Genomic DNA, 23461 nt, shown 5'->3' on the forward strand with positions numbered 1-23461 from the left:
CGGACCTTCGCGCCTCGCGTTGGCGGGAAACGCGTGTGACGCCGCGTGTCCCGCGATGTGGAAAGGAGGCGGATTGACCGCTCCGAGCATCCGCAATATGCGCGCGCATCCGAGCGACGTCAACACCCGACCGACCTTCCCGTGGTGAAAGCCGCGGCTTCCGGTCCCGCCGGCTCGCCACCGCTTGTCCCGTGAGGGACTCACGCTCGCCGCGATTTTCCCCTATATGAGCCCGATCACGAGAACGAAGGTCACAGGTCCATGCCCCACGCGCTCGACATCGCGCGCCGGAACCCGAACGCGCCCGCCCTCGGCGGCAGCGAGGCGACCGCCGTCGACAAGGCCGCCGTCGACAAGGCCGCCATCGAGAAGGCGGCCGAGCTCGATCTCGCGCCGGGCGCCCAGGCCGGCCAGCCCTCGCTCGTCGGGCTCACCCGCGACGAGCTGAAGCAGCGCCTGCTCGAGGCGGGCGTGCCCGAGCGCGAGGCGAGGATGCGCGTCGCGCAGGTCTGGCACTGGATCTACTTCCGCGGTGCGCGCGACTTCGCCGCGATGACCAACGTCTCCAAGCACCTGCGCGCGCTGCTCGCCGAGCACTACACGCTGGCGCGCCCGGAGGTCGTCTCCGAGCAGGTCTCGAAGGACGGCACCCGCAAGTGGCTCCTGCGCATGCCCTCGACCGGCCCCCACGACAAGGGCGCCGAGATCGAGTGCGTCTACATTCCCGAGAGCGACCGCGGCACCCTGTGCGTCTCCTCCCAGGTCGGCTGCACGCTGACCTGCTCGTTCTGCCACACCGGCACGCAGAAGCTCGTGCGCAACCTCACCTCCGCCGAGATCGCGGCCCAGCTCGTCGTCGCCCGCGACCGCCTGGGCGACTGGCCCGACGCGACCCCGCCGGACGGCGCCTTCGTGCCCACCGACGGCGGGCGCTTCGTGACCAACATCGTCTTCATGGGCATGGGCGAGCCGCTCTACAACACGGACAACGTGGTGGCGGCGATCGGCGTCCTGGCGGACAACGAGGGACTCGGCCTCTCGCGCCGGCGCATCACGGTGTCGACGTCGGGCGTCGTGCCGCAGATCGGCCGGCTCGGCGAGGAGGCGCACAGCGCGCTCGCCATCTCGCTCCACGCCGTGCGCGACGAGCTGCGCAACACGCTGGTGCCGCTCAACAAGAAGTACCCGATCGCCGAGCTGATGCAGGCCTGCCGGGACTATCCCGGCCTCTCCAACGCCCGGCGGATCACCTTCGAGTACGTCATGCTCGACGGCGTCAACGATTCGGACGCCGACGCGCGGGCGCTGGTCAAGCTGCTCCAGGGCGTGCCGGCGAAGATCAACCTGATCCCGTTCAACCCGTGGCCCGGCTCGAAATACGAATGCTCCTCCTGGGAGCGGATCGAGCGCTTCTCGGAGATCGTCTACCGCGCGGGCTACGCGTCGCCGGTGCGCACGCCGCGCGGCCGCGATATCCTCGCCGCCTGCGGCCAGCTCAAGAGCGAGACCGAGAAGCTGCGCGCCCGCGCCCGGATGATGCTCGAGAGCGGCATCGGCGCGGAGGGGGTCTACGCGGCGGCGGCCGCCGAGGCCGGGGACTGAGGCGCCGGTGCACGCGCTCTCGCGCCTCGCCTTCTGGCTCGTCGGGCTCCTGCTCGCGATCCCCGCGGGTGCGGTGGCGCTCGCGATCGGCGTCCTGAACGATCCCGCCGCGCGCGAGACCATCGCGCGGATCGGGCTCGCCGCCTTCGCCGCCGTCTTCCGCATCGCCGCCGCCGGCGGCGATCCCGCGCCGGTGGTCGAGACGCTGTTCGTCGGCTTCTGGATGCTCGCGACCGTGCTCGTCGTCGCGCCCGTGACGTTGGCCTCCGCCGTGGGCGAGATCGCCGGGGCGCGCTCCCTCGTCCTCTACAGCGGGCTCGCCGCGGCGCTGACGGCCGCGGTGCCCTGGATCGCGCGCGGCGGCGCCGGCGAGGCGGCGGCGATGCCGGCGGAAGGGCGGCTGACCGCGATCCTGTTCGTCACCGGCGCCGTGGCGGGGCTCGTCTACTGGGCGGTGTCCGGCCGCTCGGCGGGGCGCCCGACGCGCGGTCCGGACCACGCCGGCCCCGGCAGCGGGCCGCGCCCATGACCGCTCCGACCGCGCCCGGGACGGACACCGTCTTCGCCCCCGCCTCCGGCTTCGGCCGCGCGGCGATCTGCGTCGTGCGCGTGAGCGGCCCCGGCACGCGCCGCGTGCTCGAGGCGCTCGCGGGAGGCCCGCCCCCGCCGCGCCGGCTCGCCCTGCGCACCCTGCGCGACCCGACGAACGGGGAGGCGCTCGACCGGGCGCTGGTCGCCTTCTTCCCGGCGCCGCACTCCTTCACCGGCGAGGACCAGGCGGAGCTGCACGTCCACGGCGGGCTCGCGACGCGCACGGGCGTGCTCGAGGCGCTGGCGCGCCTGCCCGGCTGCCGTCCGGCGGAGCCCGGCGAGTTCACCCGCCGCGCCTTCCTCGCCGGGCGCATGGACCTCTCCGCCGTGGAGGGCCTCGCCGACCTGATCGAGGCGCAGACGCAGGCGCAACGCCGCCAGGCGCTGCGGCAGCTGGAAGGCGGGCTCGGCGCGCTCGCGGACGCCTGGCGTGGGCGGCTCGTCGAGACGCAGGCGCTGCTCGAGGCCGCGCTCGACTTCTCCGACGAGGGCGACGTCGCCGCCTCGGTGGAGGCGCAGGCGGCGGAGCGGATCGCGGCGCTGGCCCACGAGATCGCGGCGGCGCTCGCCGACGCCGGGCGCGGCGAGCGGCTGCGCGAGGGCTACGTCGTCGTCCTCGCCGGTCCGCCCAACGCGGGCAAGTCCACCCTGATGAACGCGCTCGCGCGGCGCGACGTCGCCATCGTCTCCGCCGTCCCCGGCACGACCCGCGACGCCATCGAGGTTCGCCTCGATCTCGGCGGCCTTCCGGTGACGCTGATCGACACGGCGGGGCTCCGCGAGACGCAGGACGCCATCGAGGCCGAGGGCGTGGCCCGCACGCGGGCGCGGATCGCGGGCGCGGACCTCCTGGTCTGGCTCGATCCGGTCGACGCCCCGGCCGCGCCGGAGGCGGGCGGCGCGCCGCTCCTGCACGTGCGCGCCAAGAGCGACCTCGCGGACGACGCCCCGGCCGCGGACGCGCGCGGCGCGCTCGCCCTTTCGGCGACGACGGGGGCGGGCATCGCCGACCTGCTCGCCGCCATCGAGGACCGCGCCCGCGGCACCGTGGGCGACGGCGGCGACGCCGTCGTCACCCGGGCCCGTCACCGGATCGCGCTCGAGCGGGCGCGCGAGGCGCTCGACCGCGCCGCGGCGACCCTCGCCGCCGGCGAGACCGAGCTCGCCGCCGAGGACGTGCGCCTCGCCGCTCGCGCGGTCGGGACGATCGCGGGGCGCGTCGACGTCGAGGACGTGCTCGACGCGCTGTTCGGGGCGTTCTGCATCGGCAAGTGAGCGACGCGAAGTGAGGGCCGCAAAGTGAGGGCCGCGAAGTGAGGGCCGCGCCTGCGCCGCCCTGGATCACGCGACGCACAGCCTGTATATGCCGGGCATCCTTCCGCCCGCGAGACGAGAGCCGAGACCCGAGCGATGACCGCGCCCGCATACCCTGCGCCGGAGATGGAGGCCTTCGACGTCGTCGTCGGCGGCGGCGGCCATGCCGGCGTCGAGGCGGCGGCGGCGGCCGCGCGGATGGGGGCCGCGACGGCGCTCGTCACGCACAAGGCCGCGACCATCGGCGCGATGTCCTGCAACCCGGCCATCGGCGGGCTCGGCAAGGGCCATCTCGTGCGCGAGATCGATGCGCTCGACGGGCTGATGGGCCGCGTCGCGGACCGCGCCGGCATCCAGTTCCGCCTGCTCAACCGGCGCAAGGGCCCCGCCGTGCGCGGCCCGCGCACCCAGGCCGACCGCAGGCTCTACGCCCGGCACATGCAGGCCGCCCTCGCGGTCCAGCCGAGCCTCGCGATCGTCGAGGGCGAGGCGCACGACATCGACGTGGCGGACGGGCGCGTCGCCGGGCTCGTCCTCGCCGACGGGCGGCGGCTGCGCGCCGGCGCCGTGGTGATCACCACCGGCACCTTCCTGCGCGGGCTCATCCACATCGGCGAGCGCAAGATCCCCGCCGGCCGCGCCGGCGAGGCGCCCTCCGTCGGCCTCTCGGCGACGCTGGAACGCTTCGGCTTCGCACTCGGCCGGCTGAAGACCGGCACGCCCCCGCGGCTCGACGGGCGCACGATCGACTGGGCGGGCGTCGCCGTGCAGGAGGCGGACGACGACCCCGTGCCGTTCTCGGCGCTGACGACGCGGATCGGGACGCCGCAGGTGGCCTGCGGCATCACCCGCACGACGCCGGCGGCGCACGACCTGATCCGCGCCAACCTGCACCGCGCCCCGATGTATTCCGGCGACATCGCCTCCACCGGCCCGCGCTACTGCCCCTCGATCGAGGACAAGGTCGTGCGCTTCGGCGACCGCGACGGGCACCAGGTCTTCCTCGAGCCGGAGGGGCTCGACGACCCCACCGTCTATCCCAACGGCATCTCGACCTCGCTGCCGGAGGACGTGCAAGCCGGCGTCGTCGCGGCCATCCCCGGCTGCGAGCGGGCGCGTATCCTCCGGCCGGGCTACGCCATCGAGTACGACTACGTCGACCCGCGCAGCCTGTCGCCGACGCTGGAGACGAAGCGCATCGCCGGCCTCTTCCTCGCCGGCCAGATCAACGGCACCACCGGCTACGAGGAAGCCGGCGCCCAGGGGATCGCGGCCGGCATCAACGCGGCCCTCGTCGCCGGCGGCGGGGCGGGCGTGGTCTTCGACCGGGCGCAGTCCTATCTCGGCGTGCTGATCGACGACCTCGTCACCCGCGGTGTCAGCGAGCCCTACCGCATGTTCACCTCGCGCTCCGAGTACCGGCTGAGCCTGCGCGTCGACAACGCCGACGAGCGTCTCACGCCGGTGGGCCTCGCCGCCGGCTGCGTCGGCGCCGAGCGGGCGCGCGTCTTCGCGGAAGCGACCGCCCGGCTGGCGGCGGCGCGCGCGCTGCTCGAGGCGCGCACGCTCACGCCGAGCGAGGCCGCCGGCGTCGGGCTCGCCGTCAACCAGGACGGCATCCGCCGCTCGGCCTTCCAGCTGCTGTCCTATCCGCACGTCGGCTTCGACGACCTGGTGCGCGCCTGGCCGGACCTCGGCGCGATCGAGACGCCGCTGCGCGAGCGGCTGGAGACCGACGCGACCTACGCCGTCTACCTCGACCGGCAGGCGGCGGACATCGCCGCGCATCGCCGCGACGAGAGCGTGGTCCTCGCCGACGGCATCGACTTCGCCGCCTTGCCGGGGCTTTCCAACGAGATCCGCGGCAAGCTCGACCGGGTTCGCCCGCGCACGCTCGGCCAGGCTGCGCGCATCGAGGGCATGACGCCGGCCGCCATCACGCTGCTCGCCGCGCACGCCCGCAAGCGCGAGGGCGCAGGGGGACGTCCCGGCACGGACGGCTGACGCTCCGGCTTCCCGCCGCGCCGCGGGCGATCTATCCTGAGCCGATGGACGCCCTCCCGCACCCGCCACGGTCGCGCTTCGTCCCGCCGCTACGGCGGGGCCTGCTCGCGCGGCTCGCGGACGTGATCTACCCGCCGGCCTGCCCGTCCTGCGGCGGCGCGCTCGCGGAGACCCCGGGCCTGTGCGCCGCCTGCTGGCGCGAGCTGACCTTCCTCGAGCGACCCTGGTGCGCGCGGCTCGGGACGCCGTTTCCCGTCGAGATCGGGGACGGCGCGCTCTCGCCCGCGGCGATCGCCGCGCCGCCACCCTTCGCCCGCGCCCGGGCGGCGGTGGCCTACGAGGGCGCGGCGCGCACCCTCGTGCACAAGCTCAAGTACGGCGACCGGCTCGACGTCGCGCAGACGCTGGCGCGGATGATGCTGCGCGCGGGGCGCGAGCTCCTGGTCGACGCGGACCTGCTCGTGCCGGTCCCGCTGCATCGCGGCCGGCTCTGGAGCCGGCGCTTCAACCAGGCGGCGGCGCTCGCGCAGGCGCTCTCGCGTGCGAGCGGCGTGCCGGCGGACCCGCTCGTCCTGCGCCGCGTGAAGGCGACGCGCACCCAGGTCGGCCTCACGCGTCCCCAGCGCGCGCAGAACCTCGCCGGCGCGCTCGTGGTGCCGAAGGCGCTTCGCCCGCGCGTCGCCGGGCGGCGGGTGGTGCTCGTCGACGACGTGCTGACCACCGGCGCCACCGCCGAGGCGGCGGCCCGCGCGCTGCGCCGCGCCGGTGCCGCCCGTGTCGACGTGCTCGCCTTCGCGCGGGTCGTCGCCGAGGCCTGATGCGCGGCGCGGCCGCGAAGGATCGGGTTCCTTGCAGCGAAGCGCATTCACGTCGGCATTTGCGCAGACAGGCGCAGTCTACTTTGAGTCCGTGAGAATTCGTCAGCAGAGGCGCAGCATTATCATTTGTTACTCTACGGAAATAACCAACAGTTAAGGCACGGCGACTAGCGTCCCGCCACCTCCGGGCCAGGGGTCCGCGGGAACATCACGGGAGACGACGATGGTCAACCTGCACAACCTCCGGATCGCGCACAGGGTCCTGCTCGGCGTATCGGCCGTCGTGGCCGGCAGCGGCATCATCGGCGCCGTCGCGTTCTGGGAGCTCGGCGAGAGCAATCGCCGCCTGGAGGACATGTACGTGCAGGAGCTCCTGGCGATCGAGGCCCTCGACGACGTGAAGTCGGCGCTCTACCGGGTGCGGGGCGACTCCCTCGAATACGTGCTGGCCGAGCGCCCGGAGACCCGCAGCCGGCTGCGCGCCGAGATCGAGGCCCAGGCCGAGCGTCTCCTCGTGCGCTACGACGAGCTGCGCGGAACGCGGCTCTCCGCCGAGGAGGAAGGCTACCTCGGCACGCTCCAGCGGGCCTCCGCGGAGTACCTCGGCATGCTCGAGAGCGGCGTTCTGGCGGCGGTCGATTCGGGCGACCGCGACGGCGCCGAGCGCGTCGCCCGCACGTCCGCGGTCGAGAGCTTCCGCGCCGCGCGCGAGGGCGCCAACGGGTTCATGGAGTACACCGTCGAGCGGGCGCGCGCGCGCATGGAGAGCTCGCGGGCGGCGCATGCCACGGCGACGTGGGCGATGGCGGCCGCGCTCCTCGCGGCGCTCGCCGCCGCGGTCGGGGTGACCGTCTGGCTGACGCGCAGCGTGTCCGCGCCCATCCGGCAGATGACGCACGCGATGAGCCGCCTCGCCCGCAGCGACTGGAGCGTCGCGATCCCCGCGCAGGGGCGCGGCGACGAGGTCGGCGAGATGGCGCAGGCGCTCGCCGTGTTCAGGGAGAACGGCGTCGAGGCCGAGCGGCTGCGTGCCGAGGCGGCGCAGGCTCAGGCCGCGCGCGAGCGGCGCCAGGCGGCGGTGGAGGCGGCGGTCGCGCGCTTCGAGGAGAGCGCCGAGATGGTCACCGCCGCGCTCGACCGGTCCTCGGGCGAGCTCTCCGAGAGCGCACGGTCGATGTCGGCCACCGCCGAGGAGACGACGAACCAGGCGACGGCGGTCGCCGCAGCCTCCGAGCAGGCCGCCTCGAACGTCGAGAACGTCGCCGCCTCCTCGACCGAGCTCGCCACCACCGTGCAGGAGGTCGGCCGCCAGGTCGGCGAGACCGCCACGCTCGCCGGCGGCGCGGCCGACCAGGCCGGCCTCACGGTAGAGAAGGTCGGCCGGCTCACCGACGCCGCCCAGCGCATCGGCGACATCGTCGGGCTGATCCAGCAGATCGCCGAGCAGACGAACCTCCTCGCGCTCAACGCCACCATCGAGGCGGCCCGTGCGGGCGAGGCCGGCAAGGGCTTCGCCGTGGTGGCGGCCGAGGTGAAGTCGCTCGCCTCGCAGACCGCCAGGGCCACGGAGGAGATCGCCGAGCAGATCCGCGACATCCAGGGCGTGACCGGGGAGACCGCTTCCGCGATCGGCGAGATCGCGGCGGTGATCCGCAGGCTCGACACCTACGCGTCCGGCATCGCCGCCGCCGTGGAGGAGCAGAACGTCGCGACCCAGGAGATCGCCCGCAACGTCGCCGAGGCCTCCAGCGGGACGAACGAGGTCTCCGCCAACATCTCCGGCGTGCGCCAGGCGGCGGCGACCACGGGTGCGGCGGCCGACCGGATCCGCAGCTCGGCCGAGGACATCGACCGGCAGGCGGGCGAGCTGCGCACGCAGGTGACGGCGTTCCTGGCCTCGGTGCGCGCCGCGTGAGCTAACGGCGCGTTCACGATAGTTCGAATGCGACGGATCGGCTTTACCGGCCGTTCAGCCCGCCCGGTGCCTTCTCGTCCTCGTGATCGAGCCCGCGGCCGAGGTGGCCGCGGGTGCTGGACGAGGGGCCATCATGGCACGGGACACGAGCGGGACGGCGGCCTCGAGCGCGCGGTGCGGTGCGGATGCGGCGTTCGGCTACCGCGCCGGCGCGCGGGCTTCCCTGGTCGCCTCCGCGCTCGCCTGCGCCGGGCTCCTCGGCGGCGTCACGATGCTCGCGCTCTCGATGGTCTGAGCGGAAGGCTCAGGCGGCGCGGGCCATGGCGGCGTTGAGGCAGGCGATCTCGACCGGGCGGCCGGGCCGCGCCAGGAGGGTGCAGCCGCGCGGAATCTCGCGCCAGCCCTCGCGCTCGGCGTCGATCGGCTCGGAGACGACGAGGAGCCCGGTCGCGCTCTCGCGCCAGTAGAGCGAGGGCGGGCGGTCGTCGCAGGCCCAGCGATAGGCGACGAGGCTCTCGCCGTCCGTGAAGGCTGCCGTGAAGCGCACGGGCTCGTCGATGTCGGCGAGCCGCACCATCGCCCGCACCGTGGCGAGCGTGCGCGCCATGGCGCCGATCGGGTCCTCGGCGAGGCCGCCGGCCAGCGCCATCAGGAAGATCGCCTCCGAATCGGTGTTGCCCTGGCGCGCGTCGTAGAGCGTGTCGGGAATGAGCGCGTCGAGCTTGCGGCGGATGCGGGCGTAGCCGCCGATCTGGCCGTTGTGCATGAACAGGTGCCGGCCCTGCTTGAACGGGTGGCAGTTCGCCCGCGTCGTCGCGGTGCCGGTGGAGGCGCGCACGTGCGCGAAGAACAGGCGCGAGCGCACCTGCTCGGAAAGGCTCGCGAGGTTCTCGTCCGACCAGGCCGGGCGGATCTCGCGGTAGAGGCCGGGCTCGGGCCGCTCCCCGTACCAGCCGATGCCGAATCCGTCCCCGTTGGTCTCGGTCTTGGCCTCCGCGGCGTGCAGCGACTGGTGAACCAGCGAATGCTTGGGGGCGCAGACGAGATCGGAGACGAAGACCGGGTCGCCCCGGTAGGCGAGGAAGCGGCACATGGCCGATGGGACTCCTGAAGGGCCGCCGAATCGCGCGCGGCCCGCGCACGCGGACGATGACACGCGCGATCTTAGGACGGCGTGAACGTGGCGTCGGCGTGGCGGAGCGGGCCGATCGCGGAGAGCGTCGTCCGGGAGCGTCGCGCGGCGCCCCTCATCGGAAGTTCCGCCCCTTCGGCATGACCGCGGCGACCTCGGCGCGGACGGTACGCCGGGCCTCGTGGCGGGCGACGTCCTGCGCCGGCGCCGGCTCCGGTTCGTCCCCTCGGTGCACCAGCGCCCGGAAGCGGGCCTCGCGCTCGCGCCTCGTCTCCTTCTCGCGCGGGTCGGGGCTGGAGCCGCCCTTGACCTCGTCGGCGCGGGCGAGGGCCTCCGGCATCGCCTGCGCACCGAGCCGGGCGAGGAGCCCCGACCAGTCCTCCAGCCGGTCGGCGACGAGGTGGACGACGCCGTTCGCCCGCTGCAGGCGCCCGCGCACGCCCACCAGCCGCGCCCCGATGACGACCGGGCGGAAGGCCTCGAAGGTCTTGGGCCAGACGATCAGGTTGGCGATGCCGGTCTCGTCCTCGAGCGTCATGAAGATGACGCCCTTGGCCGACCCGGGGCGCTGGCGGATGAGGACGAGGCCCGACACCGCGACCCTAGCCCCGTCGCGGGCGCCGGCGAGATCGGCGTGGCGCGCCACGCCGCGCCGGGCCAGCTCCGCGCGCAGGAAGGAGACCGGGTGGGCCTTGAGCGAGAGGGTGAGGGAGCGGTAGTCGCACACCACCTCCTGGCCCGGCGGCATCGGGGGAAGGGCGGCGTCGGGCTCGCGCTCGGCCATCGTGGCGGCGCGGAAGAGCGGCAGGTCGTCCTTGTCGCCCGAGCGCCGGAGCGCCTTGACCGCCCACAGCGCGTCGCGCCGCGAGAGCCCGAGCGAGGCGAAGGCGTCGGCCTCGGCGAGGCGCTCCAGCACCGCCGGCGGCAGCTCGGTGCGCAGCCACAGGTCTCGCACGGAATCGTAGCCGGCTCCGCGCCGGGCGGCCAGCAGGCGCATCTCCGGCTCGCGCACGCCCTTGATCGTGCGCAGGCCGAGCCGCAGGGCGCGCTCCGTGCGGATGTCCCCGCGCATCGACGCGTGGGCCGGATGCAGCCGCTCGGCGGCGCGGGGACCGGGCTCGAGCGTGCAGTCGAAGGCGGAGGCGTTGACGTCGGGCGGGCGTACCTCGACGCCGTGCTCGCGGGCGTCGCGCACGATCTGCGCGGGGGCGTAGAAGCCCATCGGCTGGGCGTTCAGCAGCGCCGCGGCGAACACGTCCGGATAGCGCGCCTTGAACCAGCAGGAGGCGTAGACGAGGAGCGCGAAGGAGGCCGCGTGGCTCTCCGGGAAGCCGTACTCGCCGAAGCCCTCGATCTGCTTGAAGCAATGCTCGGCGAAGGACCGGTCGTAGCCGCGCGCCACCATGCCCTCGACCATCTTCCGCGCGAAGGTGCCGATCGTGCCCACCCGCCGGAAGGTCGCCATGGCGCGGCGCAGCCGATCGGCCTCGGACGGCGTGAAGCGGGCGGCGACGATGGCGATCTTCATCGCCTGCTCCTGGAAGAGCGGCACGCCGAGCGTCTTGCCGAGCACCCGCTCGAGCTCGTCGGGGGGACCGTGCCCGGGGGCGGGGGCGGGGTAGGACACCCGCTCGCGGCCCTCGCGGCGGCGCAGGTACGGATGCACCATGTCGCCCTGGATCGGCCCGGGGCGCACGATCGCCACCTCGATGACGAGATCGTAGAACGAGGCGGGCTTGAGGCGCGGCAGCATCGACATCTGCGCCCGGCTCTCGATCTGGAAGACGCCGAGCGTGTCGGCGCGTTGGATCATGGCGTAGACCCGCTTGTCCTCGGCGGGGATCGTCGCCAGCGTCAGGCGCTCGCCGTACTGGTCGGCGAGCAGGTCGAAGGCCCGGCGCAGGCACGAGAGCATGCCCAGCGCCAGGAGGTCGATCTTGAGCATGCCGAGCGCCTCGAGATCGTCCTTGTCCCACTCCACCGTGGTGCGGTCCTCCATCGCGGCGGGGGCGACGGGGGTGACCTCGTCGAGCCGCGAGCGGGTGATGACGAAGCCGCCGGTGTGCTGCGACAGGTGGCGCGGGAAGCCGGAGAGCTCCTCCGCCAGCGCCAGCACCCGGGCGAGGCGGGTCTCGCGCGGGTCCATGCCGAGCCGCTCGACCTCACGCTCCTCGACGGCCGCCTTCGACCAGCCCCAGATCGTGCCCGAGAGCGCGGCCACGCTGTCCTCCGACAGGCCGAAGACCTTGCCGACCTCGCGCACGGCGGAGCGGGCGCGGTAGGTGATGACGCTCGCCGCGAGCCCGGCCCGCTCGCGGCCGTAGCGCTCGTAGACGTACTGCATCACCTCCTCGCGCCGCTCGTGCTCGAAGTCGACGTCGATGTCGGGGGGCTCCTTGCGCTCGTTGGAGACGAAGCGCTCGAACAGGAGGTCGTGCTTGGTCGGGTCGACCTCGGTGATGCCCAGGCAGAAGCACACGGTGGAGTTCGCCGCCGAGCCGCGCCCCTGGGCGAGGATGCCCCGCGAGCGGGCGAAGCGCACGATGTCGTGGACGGTGAGGAAGTAGGGGGCGTAGGCCAGCTCCGCGATGAGGGCGAGCTCGTGGCGGATGGCGGCGGCGACCCTGTCCGGCACGGCCTCCCCGAAGCGCCGGCGGGCGCCCTCCCAGGCGTGGTGGGCGAGCGCCGCCTGCGGGTCGGCGAAGCCCTCGCGGCCCTCCTCGGGATATTCGTAGCGCAGGTCGTCCAGCGAGAAGGCGAGGCCGTCGAGGAAGCGGATCGTCTCGGGGATCGCGCCCGGCGCCTCGCGGAACAGCCGCGCCATCTCCGCGGCGGGCTTGAGGTGGCGCTCGGCGTTGGCGCAGAGGCGGCGGCCGGCGGCGTCGAGCCCGACGCCGTGGCGGATGCAGGTGAGCACGTCCTGAAGCGCGCGCCGCTCGGGGGAATGGTAGAGCACGTCGCCGACCGCGATCGCAAGCACGCCGCCCGCCCGCGCGAGGGCGAGGGTGCGCGCGAGCGCGGCCCGGGGTGCGCGGCCGTAGCCGGCGCGGGCGGCGAGCCAGGTGCCGGCGGAGGCTTCCGCGAGGGCGGGCAGGAAGCCCAGATCGTCGTCCGCCCGGTCGAGCCGCGGCAGCACGATCAGCTGGAGGCCGTCGGCGCGCGCGAGGAGGTCGTCGCGATGCAGCGCGCACGATCCCTTGGGCGCGCGGCTCTTGCCCAGCGTGAGCAGCCGGCAGAGCCGGCCCCAGGCCGCGCGGTCCCTCGGGTAGGCGAGGATGTCGGGCGTGCCGTCGGCGAAGGCGAGGCGCGCGCCCGGCGCGAGGCGCAGGTCGCGCGTGCCGGCGGCGTTCTCCGCGCGCCATTCCCGCAGCGCCACGTGGGCGCGCACGACGCCGGCCACCGAGTTGCGGTCGGCGATGCCGATGCCCGCGAGCCCGAGGCTCGCCGCCTGCGCGACCAGCTCCTCGGGATGCGAGCCCCCCTCCAGGAAGGAGAAGTTCGTCGTCACGGCGAGCTCGGCGTAGGGCAGCCGCAGGGGGAGGAAGCCGGTCACGGCGGGGCTCCGTTCGTGGTCTCCTCCGTCGAAACCCCGCTCCTCCCCCATCGGGGGAGGTGGATCGGCGCCGAAGGCGACGAGACGGAGGGGGTGCGCCGAAGGCGCGCTTCGGCGAAGCCGAAATCGGCAGGCGTCGAGCCGGGAGACCCCGCCCCTGGCTCGCCGAAGCGAGCCTGTCCCCGCCCCGACGGGGCGGGAGCGGAGCGCGGCATCGCGGTCGCGATCGTCCTGCACGCCCCACACCCCCGGCCCCTCTCCACGAGGGAGAGGGGAGACGGTCGGCGGCCTTCGTGAGCGCCGCTCATCCGAACAGCCCGTGCACGTACCAGCGCGGCGCGTCGGTCTCGTGGCCCCACAGGCCCTCGCGGAAGATCCAGAAACGGCGCCCCGCGCGGTCCTCGGTGCGGAAATAGTCGCGGGTGAGGCCCTCCCCGTCCCACCAGGCCGGGGCGATGCGCTCGGGACCCTCGTAGGCGGCGGTCTCGTGCAGGACGCGCCGCCAGCGGAAGCGCAAGGGCGGGCCGTCGGGCACGGTGGCGACCGCCTCGATCGGCTCGGGCCGGGCGAACAGCCGGATCGGCCGGTCGGGCGCGGCGTCGGGGACGGGCGGCAGCCACCCGGCGGCAGGGTCGTCCTCGCGGCGCCTCCCCCCGCGATCGCCCTCCGGGCGGGTCGGCGCGCCCGGCGGCACGAGGGAAGCGGCCGCCTCCGGCCAATGGCTGTCGCAGGGCGCGATGCGGCGCACGCGCTCCGTCCCGAGCCGGGCGCCGAGCGCGTCGACGAGGCGGGCGAGATCCTCCCCCGCCACCGAGCCGTCGAGCCGGCGGGCGGCCTCGTCGAGCCGGCGCGCGGAGAGCGCGGCGAGGCGCACGACGTCGAAGCCCCAGCCGATGTCGAGCTCGTCGCGCTCCCCGGCGAGCGTCTCGCGGAAGAGCAGCGCCATGCGCGCCGGCTCGCGGGTGGGGCGGCTCGCGCCCACCCGCAGCCGCCGCACCGCCCCGTCGACCCGGAACAGCGCGAGCTCGAGGGCGAGCGCCCCCTCGCCGTGGCGCTCGAGCATGCCGGCGAGCTCCTCGGCGAGGCGCGCCAGCGTGCGCGAGACGTCCTCGGGCGTGAGGATCGGCTCGAAGAAGCGCCGCTCGACCACGTAGGGCGGAGCCTCGAGCCGCGCGCCGATGGCGGAGCGGGTGCGCCCGAGGGCGGCGTCGAGCCGGCTCACGAGATCCGTGCCGAAGCGCGCCGCGAAGGGCGCGCGCGGGCGCAGCGCCACGTCCTCGATCCGCGTCAGGCCGAGCCGTGCGAGCCCGTCGACCACCTCGTCGGCGACGCCGAGCGCGCGCACGGGCAGCGGCGCGAGCGCCCGCGCCTCCTCGCCCGAGGCGACGATCGCCCCGTCCGCCGCCCGCGCCAGCGCCGCCGCCGCCTCCGGCGTGCCGGCGACGGCGGCGCGGGCGGCGAATCCGAGGCCGGCGAGGCGGGCGACCGCGTCCGCCCGCAGGGCCGCCTCGCCGCCGAAGAGGTGGGCCGAGCCCCCGACGTCGAGCACGAAGCCGTCCGGCGGCAGCGGCGCGACGAGGGGCGTGAAGCGCCGGCCCCAGTCGGCGAGCCGCACCAGCGCCGCGGCGTCGCCCTCGGGATCGGCGTCCACCACCGCGAGCGCGGGGTGCAGCGCGCGGGCATCGGCGAGCGACAGGCCGGGACGCAGCCCCAGCGCGGCGGCGCGGGCGTCGCAGGCGGACAGGCGCAGCGCCCCGCGGACCTTCGCCACCGCGGCGAGCGGGATCTCGCCCCTCGCGGTCCGGTCCCTCGCGCCCGCGCCGCCCTCAGCCCCGCGCGGCGAAGCGCAGGAGCCGCCCGCCTCGGCTCTCCGGGCCCGGTCCGTCGCGAGCGTCGGCAGGACGAGGGCGAGATAGCGCTTCGATGGACGTGTCTCGCGTGCGGTCTCGCGGGAGGTCGCGCGAGAAATCCCGGAAGACTCGGTCGTCATGGCTCCACTCCAGGTGATAGAGGCCTTCGCGCCCGCCGCGATGGCGGGCGAGCCGGACGCGCCAGGCCGGCGCGCCGGGGGTGCCGGCGAGCCCGGGACGGCTCGGCGCGGCATGGACGACGAAGCGGGTCTCGGCGGCGCTGGCGCGCGGCCCCTCCCCCGCCCCGAAGGCGGCCTGCACGACGAGGCCGGTCGTGCCGCCCTCGCGGGCGGCGAGCACCAGCCGGCGCGAGGCGGTGAGGTCGTAGAGCCCCGGCAGGCGCGCGATCTCGGCGAGGACGGCGGCGAGCGACCGGCAGCGCAGGGCCTGCTCCGTCGCCCACAGGGCCTCGCGCGCGTCGCGGGCGCGCACCAGGACGAGATGCGCGGGATCGAGCCCGGCGAGCGCCAGGCCCGGCCCGTAGGGCAGGCCGTCCTCCCGCGCGGCCTCCTCGTCCTGGACGAGGAGCACGCGGCCGGGCGGGCCGAGCCGCGCGGGAGCGGCGGAGACAGAGGCGGCGGGGACGGGAGCGGCGAGCCGCGCCGCGCAGGCGAGCGCGAAGCCGTGCGCCGCGCCGAGATCGCCGGCCTCCCCGGCGAGGATCTCGTGGATCGTGCCGCGGGCGAGCCCGCCGCCGAGCGCGGCGTCGAGCGCGGTCGCGCCCTCGCCCTCGCCGAGCGGTGCGGGGGGGCGGCGCGTCCGGCGGGGGAGGGCGGGCTCCGCCGCCGAGGGCTCCGTGCGGAAGGGCTGCTGCGGCACCATCCGCGTCCGCCGCGGCCGAGCGGCACGGCCCGCCGAGCCCCCCACCGAGTGCACCGCGTGCGCGGCCCCGCCGAACCCGTTCGAGGCCCCCTCTCCCGCCGTCCCCTCTCTCGTCGACCCCTCCCGTGCCGACCTCTCGCGCACCGGACCTTCGCCCGCCTGCGCGGCGGCGAGCGCGGCGCGCGCGCGGGCGATCCGCTCGGCCGGGGTCTCCTCCGCGCCGAACGCGTCTCCCGGCATCTCGCCGGGCACGGCCCCGGGCATGGCCCCAGGCATGGCCCCAGGCATGATGGCCCCAGGGATGGCCCCAGGCACGGCGGTACCGTCCGCCGACGCCGGGGCGCCGTCGCGAGGCTCGTGACGAGCCATGGTTCGATCCCTATCTGTTCCTAATCCGTTCCATCATGGATTCCATCGCGACGGATGGGAGTCAAGCAGGGAATCGGCGGATCGGGACCGGCGCCGGAATCGGACGTTGCGCGGGACGCGGGGCGTGGCGGGAGCGCCGGCCGCCTTCAGGCCGCCGCGCGCTCCAGCCGCGCGCAGCTGTCGCGCACCACGAGCTCGGGCGGGATCAGGTGGCGCTCGCGGGCGGCCTCGGGCTCGGCGATGCGGCGCAGGAGCACCTCCGCCGCACGCCGGCCGATCGCCCCGTGATGGGCCCGCACGGTGGAGAGCCGCGGCTCGGACACGGCGGCCTCCGGCGCATCGCCACAACCGACGATCGAGAGATCGCGGCCCGGGCGCCGCTCGGCGCGGGCGAGGCCGGTCATGGCGCCGAGCGCGGTGAGATCGTCGACGCACACGACCGCCGTCGGCGCGTTCGGCAGCCCCAGCAGGCGCCCGACGCCGTCGATCCCGGTCTCGCGGCTGCCGTAGCCGTCGATCAGCCAGCTGCCGTCGATCGGCACGCCGGCGCGCTGCAGCGCCTCGCAGAAGGCGCGCCGCCGCGCGCGGTGGCAGGAGAGCCCGTCCGCCCCGCCGATCATGCCGATGCGCCGGTGGCCCAGCGCGAGCAGGTGCTCCACGGCGAGGCAGGCGGCCATCGTGTCGTCGCTGCCCACGTAGTCGAAGGCGAGCCCCTCGACCTCCCGCGAGACCTGCACGACGGGGATGCCCGCCGCGACGAGGTGGTAGAGCGCCGCCGCCGTGGTGCCGCCGGCGGGGACGATCAGCAGGCCGTCGGGGCGGAACTCGCCGAGCATGGCGAGCACCCGCTCCTGGCGGGCGACGTCCTCCGCCGTGGTGCCGAGCAGGATCGTGCGCCCCGCCTCGCGCGCGGCGTCCTCCACCGCGCCGAGGATGGCCGCGTGGTCCGGCAGCGCCACGTCGGAGAGCGCGACGGCGAGCATGTCCGAGCGCGCGGTGCGCAGCGCGGCGGCGCCCCGATTGTAGGTGTAGCCGAGCTCGCGCGCCGCCTGCTGCACGCGCAGCCGCGTCGCCTCCGCGACCACGGGGGCATTGCGCAGGGCGAGCGAGACGGTCGCGGTCGAGACGTCGAGCACGTCCGCGATGATCTGCAGCGTGACGCGGCCGCGGGCCCCCAATGCCGGCCCCGACGATGACGATTTCATGCAGCCCAGTCCCCCGGCGAAACCGGCACAGGTTAGCCGTACGGACTGCGCGGTCCATCGGGGAACATACTTAACCGAGAAACCGGATCAGCTCCGGCGCGTTCGCGCGCGCTCGCGCGCGAGGAGGTAGAGGCCGGAGGCGACGACGACCGCCGCCCCCACGAGCGTCCAGGCGTCCGGCAGGTCGCCGAAGACGAGCCAGCCCAGCGCCAGCATCCAGACGATCTGCGTGTAGAAGAACGGTGAGAGCGCCGCCGCGGGGGCGCGGGCGTGGGCGAGGATGAGGAGCCAGTGCCCCACCGCCCCGAAGGCGCCGAGGCCGGCGAGGAGGAGCCAGGACAGCGCCGAGGGCGGCGCCTCCCAGACGAAGGGCGCGATCGGCGCCGTCACGGCGACGCCCACGAGGCCGGAATAGACGAGCGTGGTGCGCGAGCTGTCGTGCCCGGCGAGCATGCGCGTCGTCACGCCGTAGAGGGCGTTGCACACCGCCGCCCCGACCGAGAGCAGCGCGGCGGGGTGGAAGCCCTCGAGCCCCGGACGCACCACGACGAGCACGCCGACGAACCCCACCGCGATCGCCGCGAGCCGGCGCGGCCCCACCCGCTCGCCGAGGAGCGGCCCGGCGATCAGCGCCACGATGAAGGGCGTCGAGAACATGATCGCCATGGTCTCGGCGAGCTGGAGCCAGCGCAGCGCCGTGAAGTTGAGCAGCGTGCCGCCCATCAGGAAGAGCGAGCGCAGCACCTGCAGCCCCGGCCGCGCCGAGCGCGTCACGCCCGGGGTCGTCAGCCCGTTGACGACGAACGAGATCAAGACGATCGAGCCGAGATAGCGGAGGAACACGACCTGCAGGGTCGGCAGCCCCTGCTCCCCGAGCCACTTGGCGCTCGTGTCGAGGCCCGAGAAGCAGATCAGCGCCCCGCACATCAGCCCGATCGCCACGAGCCGCTCGCGGCTGGCGGCGGCGTCGAGCGGGGCGTCGAGGTCGGTCCGCGGCGGACGGCGACGGGGCGGGCCACGGGAAGGATCGAGGGAGGTCATGCGGTTGCGAGACTAGCCGCGCGGGAGGGCGGTGGGCAGGGGGGCGGGACGCATGCCCGGTGTGCGCGCGGGCGCGCGGCGCGGGGACGCCTCCCGGTGCGAGGATCGCATGGACAGCGCCGGAACGCGGCCATAATGTCCGGCCATGTCGCGTCCTTCCGCCGCTCCCGACATCGAACGTTTCATCGCGCAGGTGAAAGCCGCCGGTGGACCCGAACGCGCGAACCTGCCGATCTTCGTCCAGGAATTGTGCGGCATCCTCGGTGTCCAGGAAACGCCTCGTCTGTCGAGCGACGAGAACCGGCTCAACGATTACGTGTTCGAGCGCCGCGTCGACTTCCGCCACGCCGACGGCTCGACCTCTCCCGGCTGGATCGACCTCTACAAGCGCGATTGCTTCGTGCTGGAGGCGAAGCAGTCGAAGAAGCGCGGGCGTGCCGAGCCGGAGGCGCCGGACGCCGACCTTCTCGGCCCGCGCACGCCTGCCCCGGCTGTGCTCGGACGCGGCTGGGACAAGGTCATGATCGAGGCGCGCCGGCAGGCGGAGAACTACGCCCGCGCGCTGCCCGTCGATCACGGCTATCCGCCCTTCATCCTCGTCGTCGACATCGGCCACGTCATCGAGGTGTTCGCGGACTTCTCCGGTCAGGGCAAGAACTACGCGCATTTCCCGGATCGGACGTCCTACCGAATCCGAATGGACGATTTGCGTGACGATGCCGTGCGCGCCCGTCTGAAGGCGATTCTTCGAGGACCCACGCTCGCTCGACCCGGCGCGGATCTCGGCGGAGGTCACCCGCGACGTCGCGGAGCGGCTCGCGCGCATCGCCAAGCGGCTCGAGGGCCGGCACGACCCCAAGGACGTCGCCGAGTTCCTGATGCGCTGCCTGTTCACGATGTTCGCGGAGGACGTGGGGCTCCTGCCGGACCAGGCGTTCTGCACGCTCGTGGGTGAATTGAAGGACAACGAAGCCGCCTTCGTCGCGGCGCTGGAGAGCCTCTGGCGCTCGATGGACAAGGGGCTCTACGAGCCGCGCGCGATGAAGACGCTGCGCACGTTCAACGGCTCGCTCTTCGCGCATTGCCGGGCGCTGCCGCTCGCCCGAGAGGACATCCACGAGCTGCACGTCGCCGCGCAGCGGGACTGGCGCGACGTCGAGCCGGCGATCTTCGGCACGCTGCTCGAGCGCGCGCTCGACCCGCGCGAGCGCGCCAAGCTCGGCGCGCACTACACGCCGCGCGCCTATGTCGAGCGCCTCGTCGTGCCCACCATCGTCGAGCCGCTGCGCGAGCAATGGAACGAGGTGTCCGCCCGCTCGAAGGAGCTGGTCGAGGCGGGGCGGCCTGACCAGGCGCTCGCGCTCGTCAACGCATTCCACCACGAGCTGTGCACCATCCGCATCCTCGATCCGGCCTGCGGCACCGGCAACTTCCTCTACGTCGCGCTCGAGCTGGTGAAGCGGCTCGAGGGCGACGTGCTGGAGGCGCTCGACGCGCTCGGCGAGGACCAGGCGCGGCTCGCGCTCGAAGGCGAGACCGTGTCCCCCAAGCAGTTCTGGGGTCTGGAGATCAACCCGCGGGCCGTGCCGATCGCCGAGCTGGTGCTGTGGATCGGCTACATCAAATGGCAGCTGCGCACCGGCGGGCCGGGCTCGATCACCGATCCGGTGCTGCACGCCTACGGCACGATCCGGCAGCAGGACGCGCTCATCGCCTACGACCGCCAGGACCTGCTGCGGGGGGAGGACGGCAGGCCGCTGTCGCGCTGGGACGGGGTGACGACGAAGCGCCACCCGATCACCTTGGAGGAGATCCCCGATCCGGATGCGCGGATCGAGCTGTATTCCTACGTCAACCCGCGCCGGGCGCCCTGGCCGGAGGCGGATTTCGTCGTCGGCAACCCGCCCTTCATCGGCGGCAAGGACATGCGCGCCGAGCTCGGCGACGGCTATGCCGAGGCCTGCTGGAAGGCCCGCCCGCACATTCCCGGCGGAGCGGATTTCGTGATGCACTTCTGGGACGAGGCGGCGACGCGGCTGCTGGCGGAGCCGGCGAAGGGCAGGGGGAAAGGCAAGGCCAAGGCCGACGAGCCCGCGCGGCGGCTGCGGCGCTTCGGCTTCATCACCACGAACTCGATCGTGCAGACGTTCTCGCGCCGCGTCGTCGAGCGCCACCTCGCCGCCAAGCCGCCGCTCTCCCTCGTCTTCGCCGTGCCGGATCACCCCTGGCTCAAGGCCTCCGACAAGGCTGCCGTGCGCATCGCGATGACGGTGTGCGAGAAGGGCGGGCACGAGGGCGTGCTGGCGGAGGTGGTGTCCGAGGTGGGGCTGAACACCGATACGCCGGTGGTCGATCTGGAGAGGCGGGAGGGGAAGGTCAGGGGGAACCTGCGGCTGGGCGTCGATCTTTCGGCGCTGACGCCGCTCCTCGCCAACGCGGCGATCGCCAGCCCCGGCGTGAAGCTTCACGGCGCGGGGTTCATCGTCACGCCGGCAAAGGCTAAGGCGCTCGGGCTCGGAACCGTGCCGGGCCTGGACAAGCACATCCGCCCATACCGCAACGGCCGAGACCTGACGGCGCGCCCTCGCGGGGTCATGGTGATCGATCTGTTCGGGCTGGCCGAGGCCGAGGTGCGGAACCGGTTTCCGGCGGTGTATCAGCATGTCGTTGACCGCGTGAAACCCGATAGGGACCAAAACAACAGAACTTATCGGAAGCAGAACTGGTGGCTGTTCGGTGAAAACAACCCCTTAATGCGCCAGGCGCAGGAGGGTCTGGCATCTTTCGTTTGTACAGTAGAGACAAGCAAACACCGCTTTTTCGAGGTGCTTAGAGGCGATGTTCTGCCAGACAATATGCTTCTTGCTGTCTCCTCAGATCGGCGAGACCTACTTTCCGCGGCATCATCTCGCCCCCACCTCGTCTGGGCTCTTCAATCGGGTGGAACGCTTGAAGACCGGCCAAGATACAACAAGACCATCACCTTCGACCCCTACCCCTTCCCCGCCTGCATCACCGACCCCGCCCACCCCCTCACCCTCCGCCTGCGCGACCTCGGCGAGCGGCTGAATGCGCATCGCAAGGCGCGGCTCGCGGAGCACGGCGATCTCACCGTGACCGGGCTCTACAACGTGCTGGAGCGGGTGCGGGCGCTCGAATCGGGCGCGGAGGTTCCGGCGCTCACGGAGGCCGAGCGCTCGGTGTACGAGCGTGGGCTCGTCGCGGTGCTCAAGGCCATCCACGACGACATCGACCGGGTGACGCTGGAGGCCTACGGCTGGGAGGACCTCGCCCCCGCGCTCGTCGGCAAGCCCGGCGCGACGACGCCCTCGCCGCACAAGACAAGGCGCAGGAGGCGGCGGAGGAGGAGCTTCTGTCGCGCCTCGTCGCGCTCAACAAGGAGCGCGCGGCGGAGGAGAAGCGCGGGATCGTGCGCTGGCTGCGGCCGGACTACCAGATCCCGAAGCTGCGCCACAAGCTGCCGGAGGCGGCCGAGCAGCTCGACATCGGCGTCGCAGCCGCGCCGGTCGTGGCGGAGCGTCCCGCCTGGCCGGCGGACGGGCTCGAGCAGATCCGCGTGGTGCGCGACGTGCTCTCCCGCGCGCCCGCGCCCGCGCCCCTCGATTCCATCGTCACGAGCTTCGCCGGCCGCGCCACGCCGGCGCGCCGCGCCCGCGTCGAGGCGGTGCTCGCCACCCTGGTCGAGCACGGCCTCGCGCGGCCGGTGGAGGGCGCACCCACGCGGTGGTTCACGCCGCGGTGAGAACGCTTCCCGTCATCCCGGGTCGCGAAGCGGGCCCGGGATCCAGAACCACCTCCGTTCCGCTCAGCGTGCGCGAAGCGCGCGCGTCCACGGACGCTGCCGGAAGCCGTTCCCGCCGCGGCGCTGGCGCGCCGCTCCACGAACACCTGTGGCTCTGGGTCCCGGACTTGCTTCGCAATCCGGGATGACAGTCGCTGTCGCGAAAAAGGAAAAAGGGGCGGCATCTCTCGATCCGCCCCCCATCCGTCAGCGTCGGCCTCTTCTCAGATCACGTAGCTCTTCAGCGGCGGGAAGCCGTTGAACGCCACGGCGGCGTAGGTGGTCGTGTAGGCCCCGGTCCCCTCGATCAGCACCTTGTCGCCGATGGAGAGCGACACGGGCAGCGGGTAGGGGGTCTTCTCGTACATCACGTCGGCCGAATCGCAGGTCGGACCGGCGAGCACGCAGGGCGCGGTCGCCTCGTCGTCCCGGTCCGTGCGGATCGGGTAGCGGATCGACTCGTCCATCGTCTCGGCGAGGCCGCCGAACTTGCCGATGTCGAGGTAGACCCAGCGGATCTCGTCCTCGGACCGGCTCTTCTTCGACACGAGCACCACCTCCGCCTCGATCACGCCGGCATTGCCCACCATGCCGCGGCCCGGCTCGATGATGGTGGCCGGGATGCGGTTGCCGAAGTGCCGCGACAGGGCCTCGAAGATGGACTGGCCGTAGGCCTCCACCGCCGGGATGTCCTTGAGGTACTTCGTCGGGAAGCCGCCGCCGAGGTTGACCATCGACAGGTGGATGCCCTTGTCGGCGCAGGCGCGGAAGATCGCCGCCGCCGAGCCGAGCGCCTGGTCCCAGGCCTCGGTGTTGCCCTGCTGCGAGCCGACGTGGAAGGAGACGCCGTAGGCCTCGAGCCCGACGCGATGGGCGTGCTCGAGCACCTCGACCGCCATGCCCGGCTCGCAGCCGAACTTGCGCGAGAGCGGCCACTCGGCGCCGGCGCCGTCGCAGAGGATGCGGCAGAACACCTGCACGTCCTCGGCGCCGACGGCGGCCTTGGCGCGGGCGACCTTCTCGACCTCGTCCTCGCAGTCGACGGCGAACAGGCGCACGCCGAACTCGAGGGCGCGCACGATGTCGCGCTCCTTCTTGATCGTGTTGCCGAAGGAGATCCGGTCGGGCGTCGCGCCGGCGCCGAGGGCGAGCTCGATCTCCACGACGGAGGCCGTGTCGAAGCACGAGCCGAGATCGGCGAGGAGCGACAGCAGCGCGGGCTCGGGGTTCGCCTTCACGGCGTAGAAGACGCGCGTGTCGGGCAGCGCCCGGGCGAACTTGGAATAGTTGTCGCGCACGACCTCGAGGTCGACGACGAGGCAGGGCCCGTCCTCGCGGCGGCGGCGCAGGAACTCACGGATGCGCTCGGTCATGGCGCTCTCC

At 74.0% G+C, this 23461-nt stretch carries 16 protein-coding genes; 9 read left to right on the forward strand and 7 right to left on the reverse strand.

Translation table 11 applies throughout. The annotated features are described in order from the left end of the window. Nucleotides 1-261 precede the first annotated feature (261 nt). The 7 genes from rlmN to G407_RS31945 all read left to right on the forward strand — a co-directional run bounded on the left by rlmN (nt 262) and on the right by G407_RS31945 (nt 8539). The gene (rlmN, locus tag G407_RS0124340) at nt 262-1602 is read left to right on the forward strand and encodes a dual-specificity RNA methyltransferase RlmN (RefSeq protein WP_029032903.1); all 1341 of its coding nucleotides are present in this window, start codon (nt 262-264) and stop codon (nt 1600-1602) included. A gap of 7 nt (nt 1603-1609) precedes the next feature. Next, nucleotides 1610-2131: a hypothetical protein gene (locus tag G407_RS29875; protein ID WP_052341846.1), complete on the forward strand. Its 522-nt coding sequence runs from the start codon at nt 1610-1612 to the stop codon at nt 2129-2131. Next, a complete protein-coding gene (gene mnmE / locus G407_RS0124350) occupies nt 2128-3468 on the forward strand; it encodes a tRNA uridine-5-carboxymethylaminomethyl(34) synthesis GTPase MnmE (protein WP_029032904.1) in 1341 nt (446 codons plus the stop codon). The genes G407_RS29875 and mnmE overlap by 4 nt, the downstream gene beginning before the upstream one ends. Before the next feature lie 135 nt (nt 3469-3603). Then, a complete protein-coding gene (gene mnmG / locus G407_RS0124355) occupies nt 3604-5511 on the forward strand; it encodes a tRNA uridine-5-carboxymethylaminomethyl(34) synthesis enzyme MnmG (RefSeq protein WP_245259167.1) in 1908 nt (635 codons plus the stop codon). 44 nt (nt 5512-5555) lie between these two features. Next, nucleotides 5556-6329: a ComF family protein gene (locus tag G407_RS0124360; protein ID WP_052341847.1), complete on the forward strand. Its 774-nt coding sequence runs from the start codon at nt 5556-5558 to the stop codon at nt 6327-6329. Between the two features lie 223 nt (nt 6330-6552). Further along, complete coding sequence (locus G407_RS0124365; protein WP_029032906.1) at nt 6553-8244, forward strand: methyl-accepting chemotaxis protein; 1692 nt, start codon at nt 6553-6555, stop codon at nt 8242-8244. Between the two features lie 133 nt (nt 8245-8377). After that, nucleotides 8378-8539 (forward strand): hypothetical protein, encoded by a 162-nt coding sequence (locus tag G407_RS31945; RefSeq protein WP_156917707.1) that lies wholly within the window; start codon nt 8378-8380, stop codon nt 8537-8539. A gap of 9 nt (nt 8540-8548) precedes the next feature. Here the strand turns inward: G407_RS31945 and G407_RS0124375 are convergent, their stop codons facing one another. The 6 genes from G407_RS0124375 to G407_RS0124405 form a co-directional block, all read right to left on the reverse strand. Then, nucleotides 8549-9337, reverse strand: a complete 789-nt coding sequence (locus G407_RS0124375; protein WP_029032907.1) for a class II glutamine amidotransferase — start codon at nt 9335-9337, stop codon at nt 8549-8551. 154 nt (nt 9338-9491) lie between these two features. Beyond that, a complete protein-coding gene (locus G407_RS0124385; RefSeq protein ID WP_245259168.1) occupies nt 9492-12929 on the reverse strand; it encodes an error-prone DNA polymerase in 3438 nt (1145 codons plus the stop codon). Between the two features lie 304 nt (nt 12930-13233). Continuing rightward, complete coding sequence (locus tag G407_RS0124390) at nt 13234-14700, reverse strand: Y-family DNA polymerase (RefSeq protein ID WP_043540466.1); 1467 nt, start codon at nt 14698-14700, stop codon at nt 13234-13236. A gap of 55 nt (nt 14701-14755) precedes the next feature. Next, nucleotides 14756-15925, reverse strand: coding sequence for an ImuA family protein (locus G407_RS32210; RefSeq protein ID WP_052341848.1), 1170 nt, complete (start codon nt 15923-15925; stop codon nt 14756-14758). Nucleotides 15926-16176: 251 nt separating this feature from the next. Next, a complete protein-coding gene (locus tag G407_RS0124400; RefSeq protein WP_052341849.1) occupies nt 16177-17235 on the reverse strand; it encodes a LacI family DNA-binding transcriptional regulator in 1059 nt (352 codons plus the stop codon). 87 nt (nt 17236-17322) lie between these two features. After that, on the reverse strand, nt 17323-18276 hold the full coding sequence (locus G407_RS0124405; protein WP_029032911.1) for a DMT family transporter: 954 nt from the start codon (nt 18274-18276) through the stop codon (nt 17323-17325). A gap of 145 nt (nt 18277-18421) precedes the next feature. On the opposite strand from G407_RS0124405, the gene G407_RS32695 reads away from it, so the two are divergent. Both G407_RS32695 and G407_RS29885 read left to right on the forward strand, forming a co-directional pair. Continuing rightward, nucleotides 18422-19231 carry a type IIL restriction-modification enzyme MmeI gene (locus G407_RS32695; RefSeq protein WP_245259169.1) on the forward strand — a complete coding sequence of 270 codons (810 nt, stop codon included), beginning with the start codon at nt 18422-18424 and terminating at the stop codon, nt 19229-19231. After that, entirely contained in the window at nt 19155-22340 is a 3186-nt protein-coding gene (locus tag G407_RS29885) for a class I SAM-dependent DNA methyltransferase (protein WP_245259170.1), read from the forward strand. Before G407_RS32695 ends, G407_RS29885 begins: the two co-directional genes overlap by 77 nt. Here the strand turns inward: G407_RS29885 and G407_RS0124415 are convergent. Then, complete coding sequence (locus tag G407_RS0124415; protein WP_029032912.1) at nt 22303-23451, reverse strand: type III PLP-dependent enzyme; 1149 nt, start codon at nt 23449-23451, stop codon at nt 22303-22305. The genes G407_RS29885 and G407_RS0124415 overlap by 38 nt on opposite strands. Nucleotides 23452-23461 lie beyond the last annotated feature (10 nt).

It is taken from the genome of Salinarimonas rosea DSM 21201 (assembly GCF_000429045.1).
GTDB lineage: Bacteria > Pseudomonadota > Alphaproteobacteria > Rhizobiales > Beijerinckiaceae > Salinarimonas > Salinarimonas rosea.

Excerpts from the sequence above, each read along its gene's own strand:
- rlmN (WP_029032903.1), top strand. The coding sequence starts at position 262 with ATGCCCCACGCGCTCGACATCGCGCGCCGGAACCCGAACGCGCCCGCC.
- mnmE (WP_029032904.1), top strand. The coding sequence starts at position 2,128 with ATGACCGCTCCGACCGCGCCCGGGACGGACACCGTCTTCGCCCCCGCC.
- mnmG (WP_245259167.1), top strand. The coding sequence starts at position 3,604 with ATGACCGCGCCCGCATACCCTGCGCCGGAGATGGAGGCCTTCGACGTC.
- G407_RS0124360 (WP_052341847.1), top strand. The coding sequence starts at position 5,556 with ATGGACGCCCTCCCGCACCCGCCACGGTCGCGCTTCGTCCCGCCGCTA.
- G407_RS0124365 (WP_029032906.1), top strand. The coding sequence starts at position 6,553 with ATGGTCAACCTGCACAACCTCCGGATCGCGCACAGGGTCCTGCTCGGC.
- G407_RS31945 (WP_156917707.1), top strand. The coding sequence starts at position 8,378 with ATGGCACGGGACACGAGCGGGACGGCGGCCTCGAGCGCGCGGTGCGGT.
- G407_RS0124375 (WP_029032907.1), bottom strand. The coding sequence starts at position 9,337 with ATGTGCCGCTTCCTCGCCTACCGGGGCGACCCGGTCTTCGTCTCCGAT.
- G407_RS32210 (WP_052341848.1), bottom strand. The coding sequence starts at position 15,925 with ATGCCCGGGGCCGTGCCCGGCGAGATGCCGGGAGACGCGTTCGGCGCG.
- G407_RS0124400 (WP_052341849.1), bottom strand. The coding sequence starts at position 17,235 with ATGAAATCGTCATCGTCGGGGCCGGCATTGGGGGCCCGCGGCCGCGTC.
- G407_RS0124405 (WP_029032911.1), bottom strand. The coding sequence starts at position 18,276 with ATGACCTCCCTCGATCCTTCCCGTGGCCCGCCCCGTCGCCGTCCGCCG.
- G407_RS32695 (WP_245259169.1), top strand. The coding sequence starts at position 18,422 with ATGTCGCGTCCTTCCGCCGCTCCCGACATCGAACGTTTCATCGCGCAG.
- G407_RS29885 (WP_245259170.1), top strand. The coding sequence starts at position 19,155 with ATGCGCTGCCTGTTCACGATGTTCGCGGAGGACGTGGGGCTCCTGCCG.
- G407_RS0124415 (WP_029032912.1), bottom strand. The coding sequence starts at position 23,451 with ATGACCGAGCGCATCCGTGAGTTCCTGCGCCGCCGCCGCGAGGACGGG.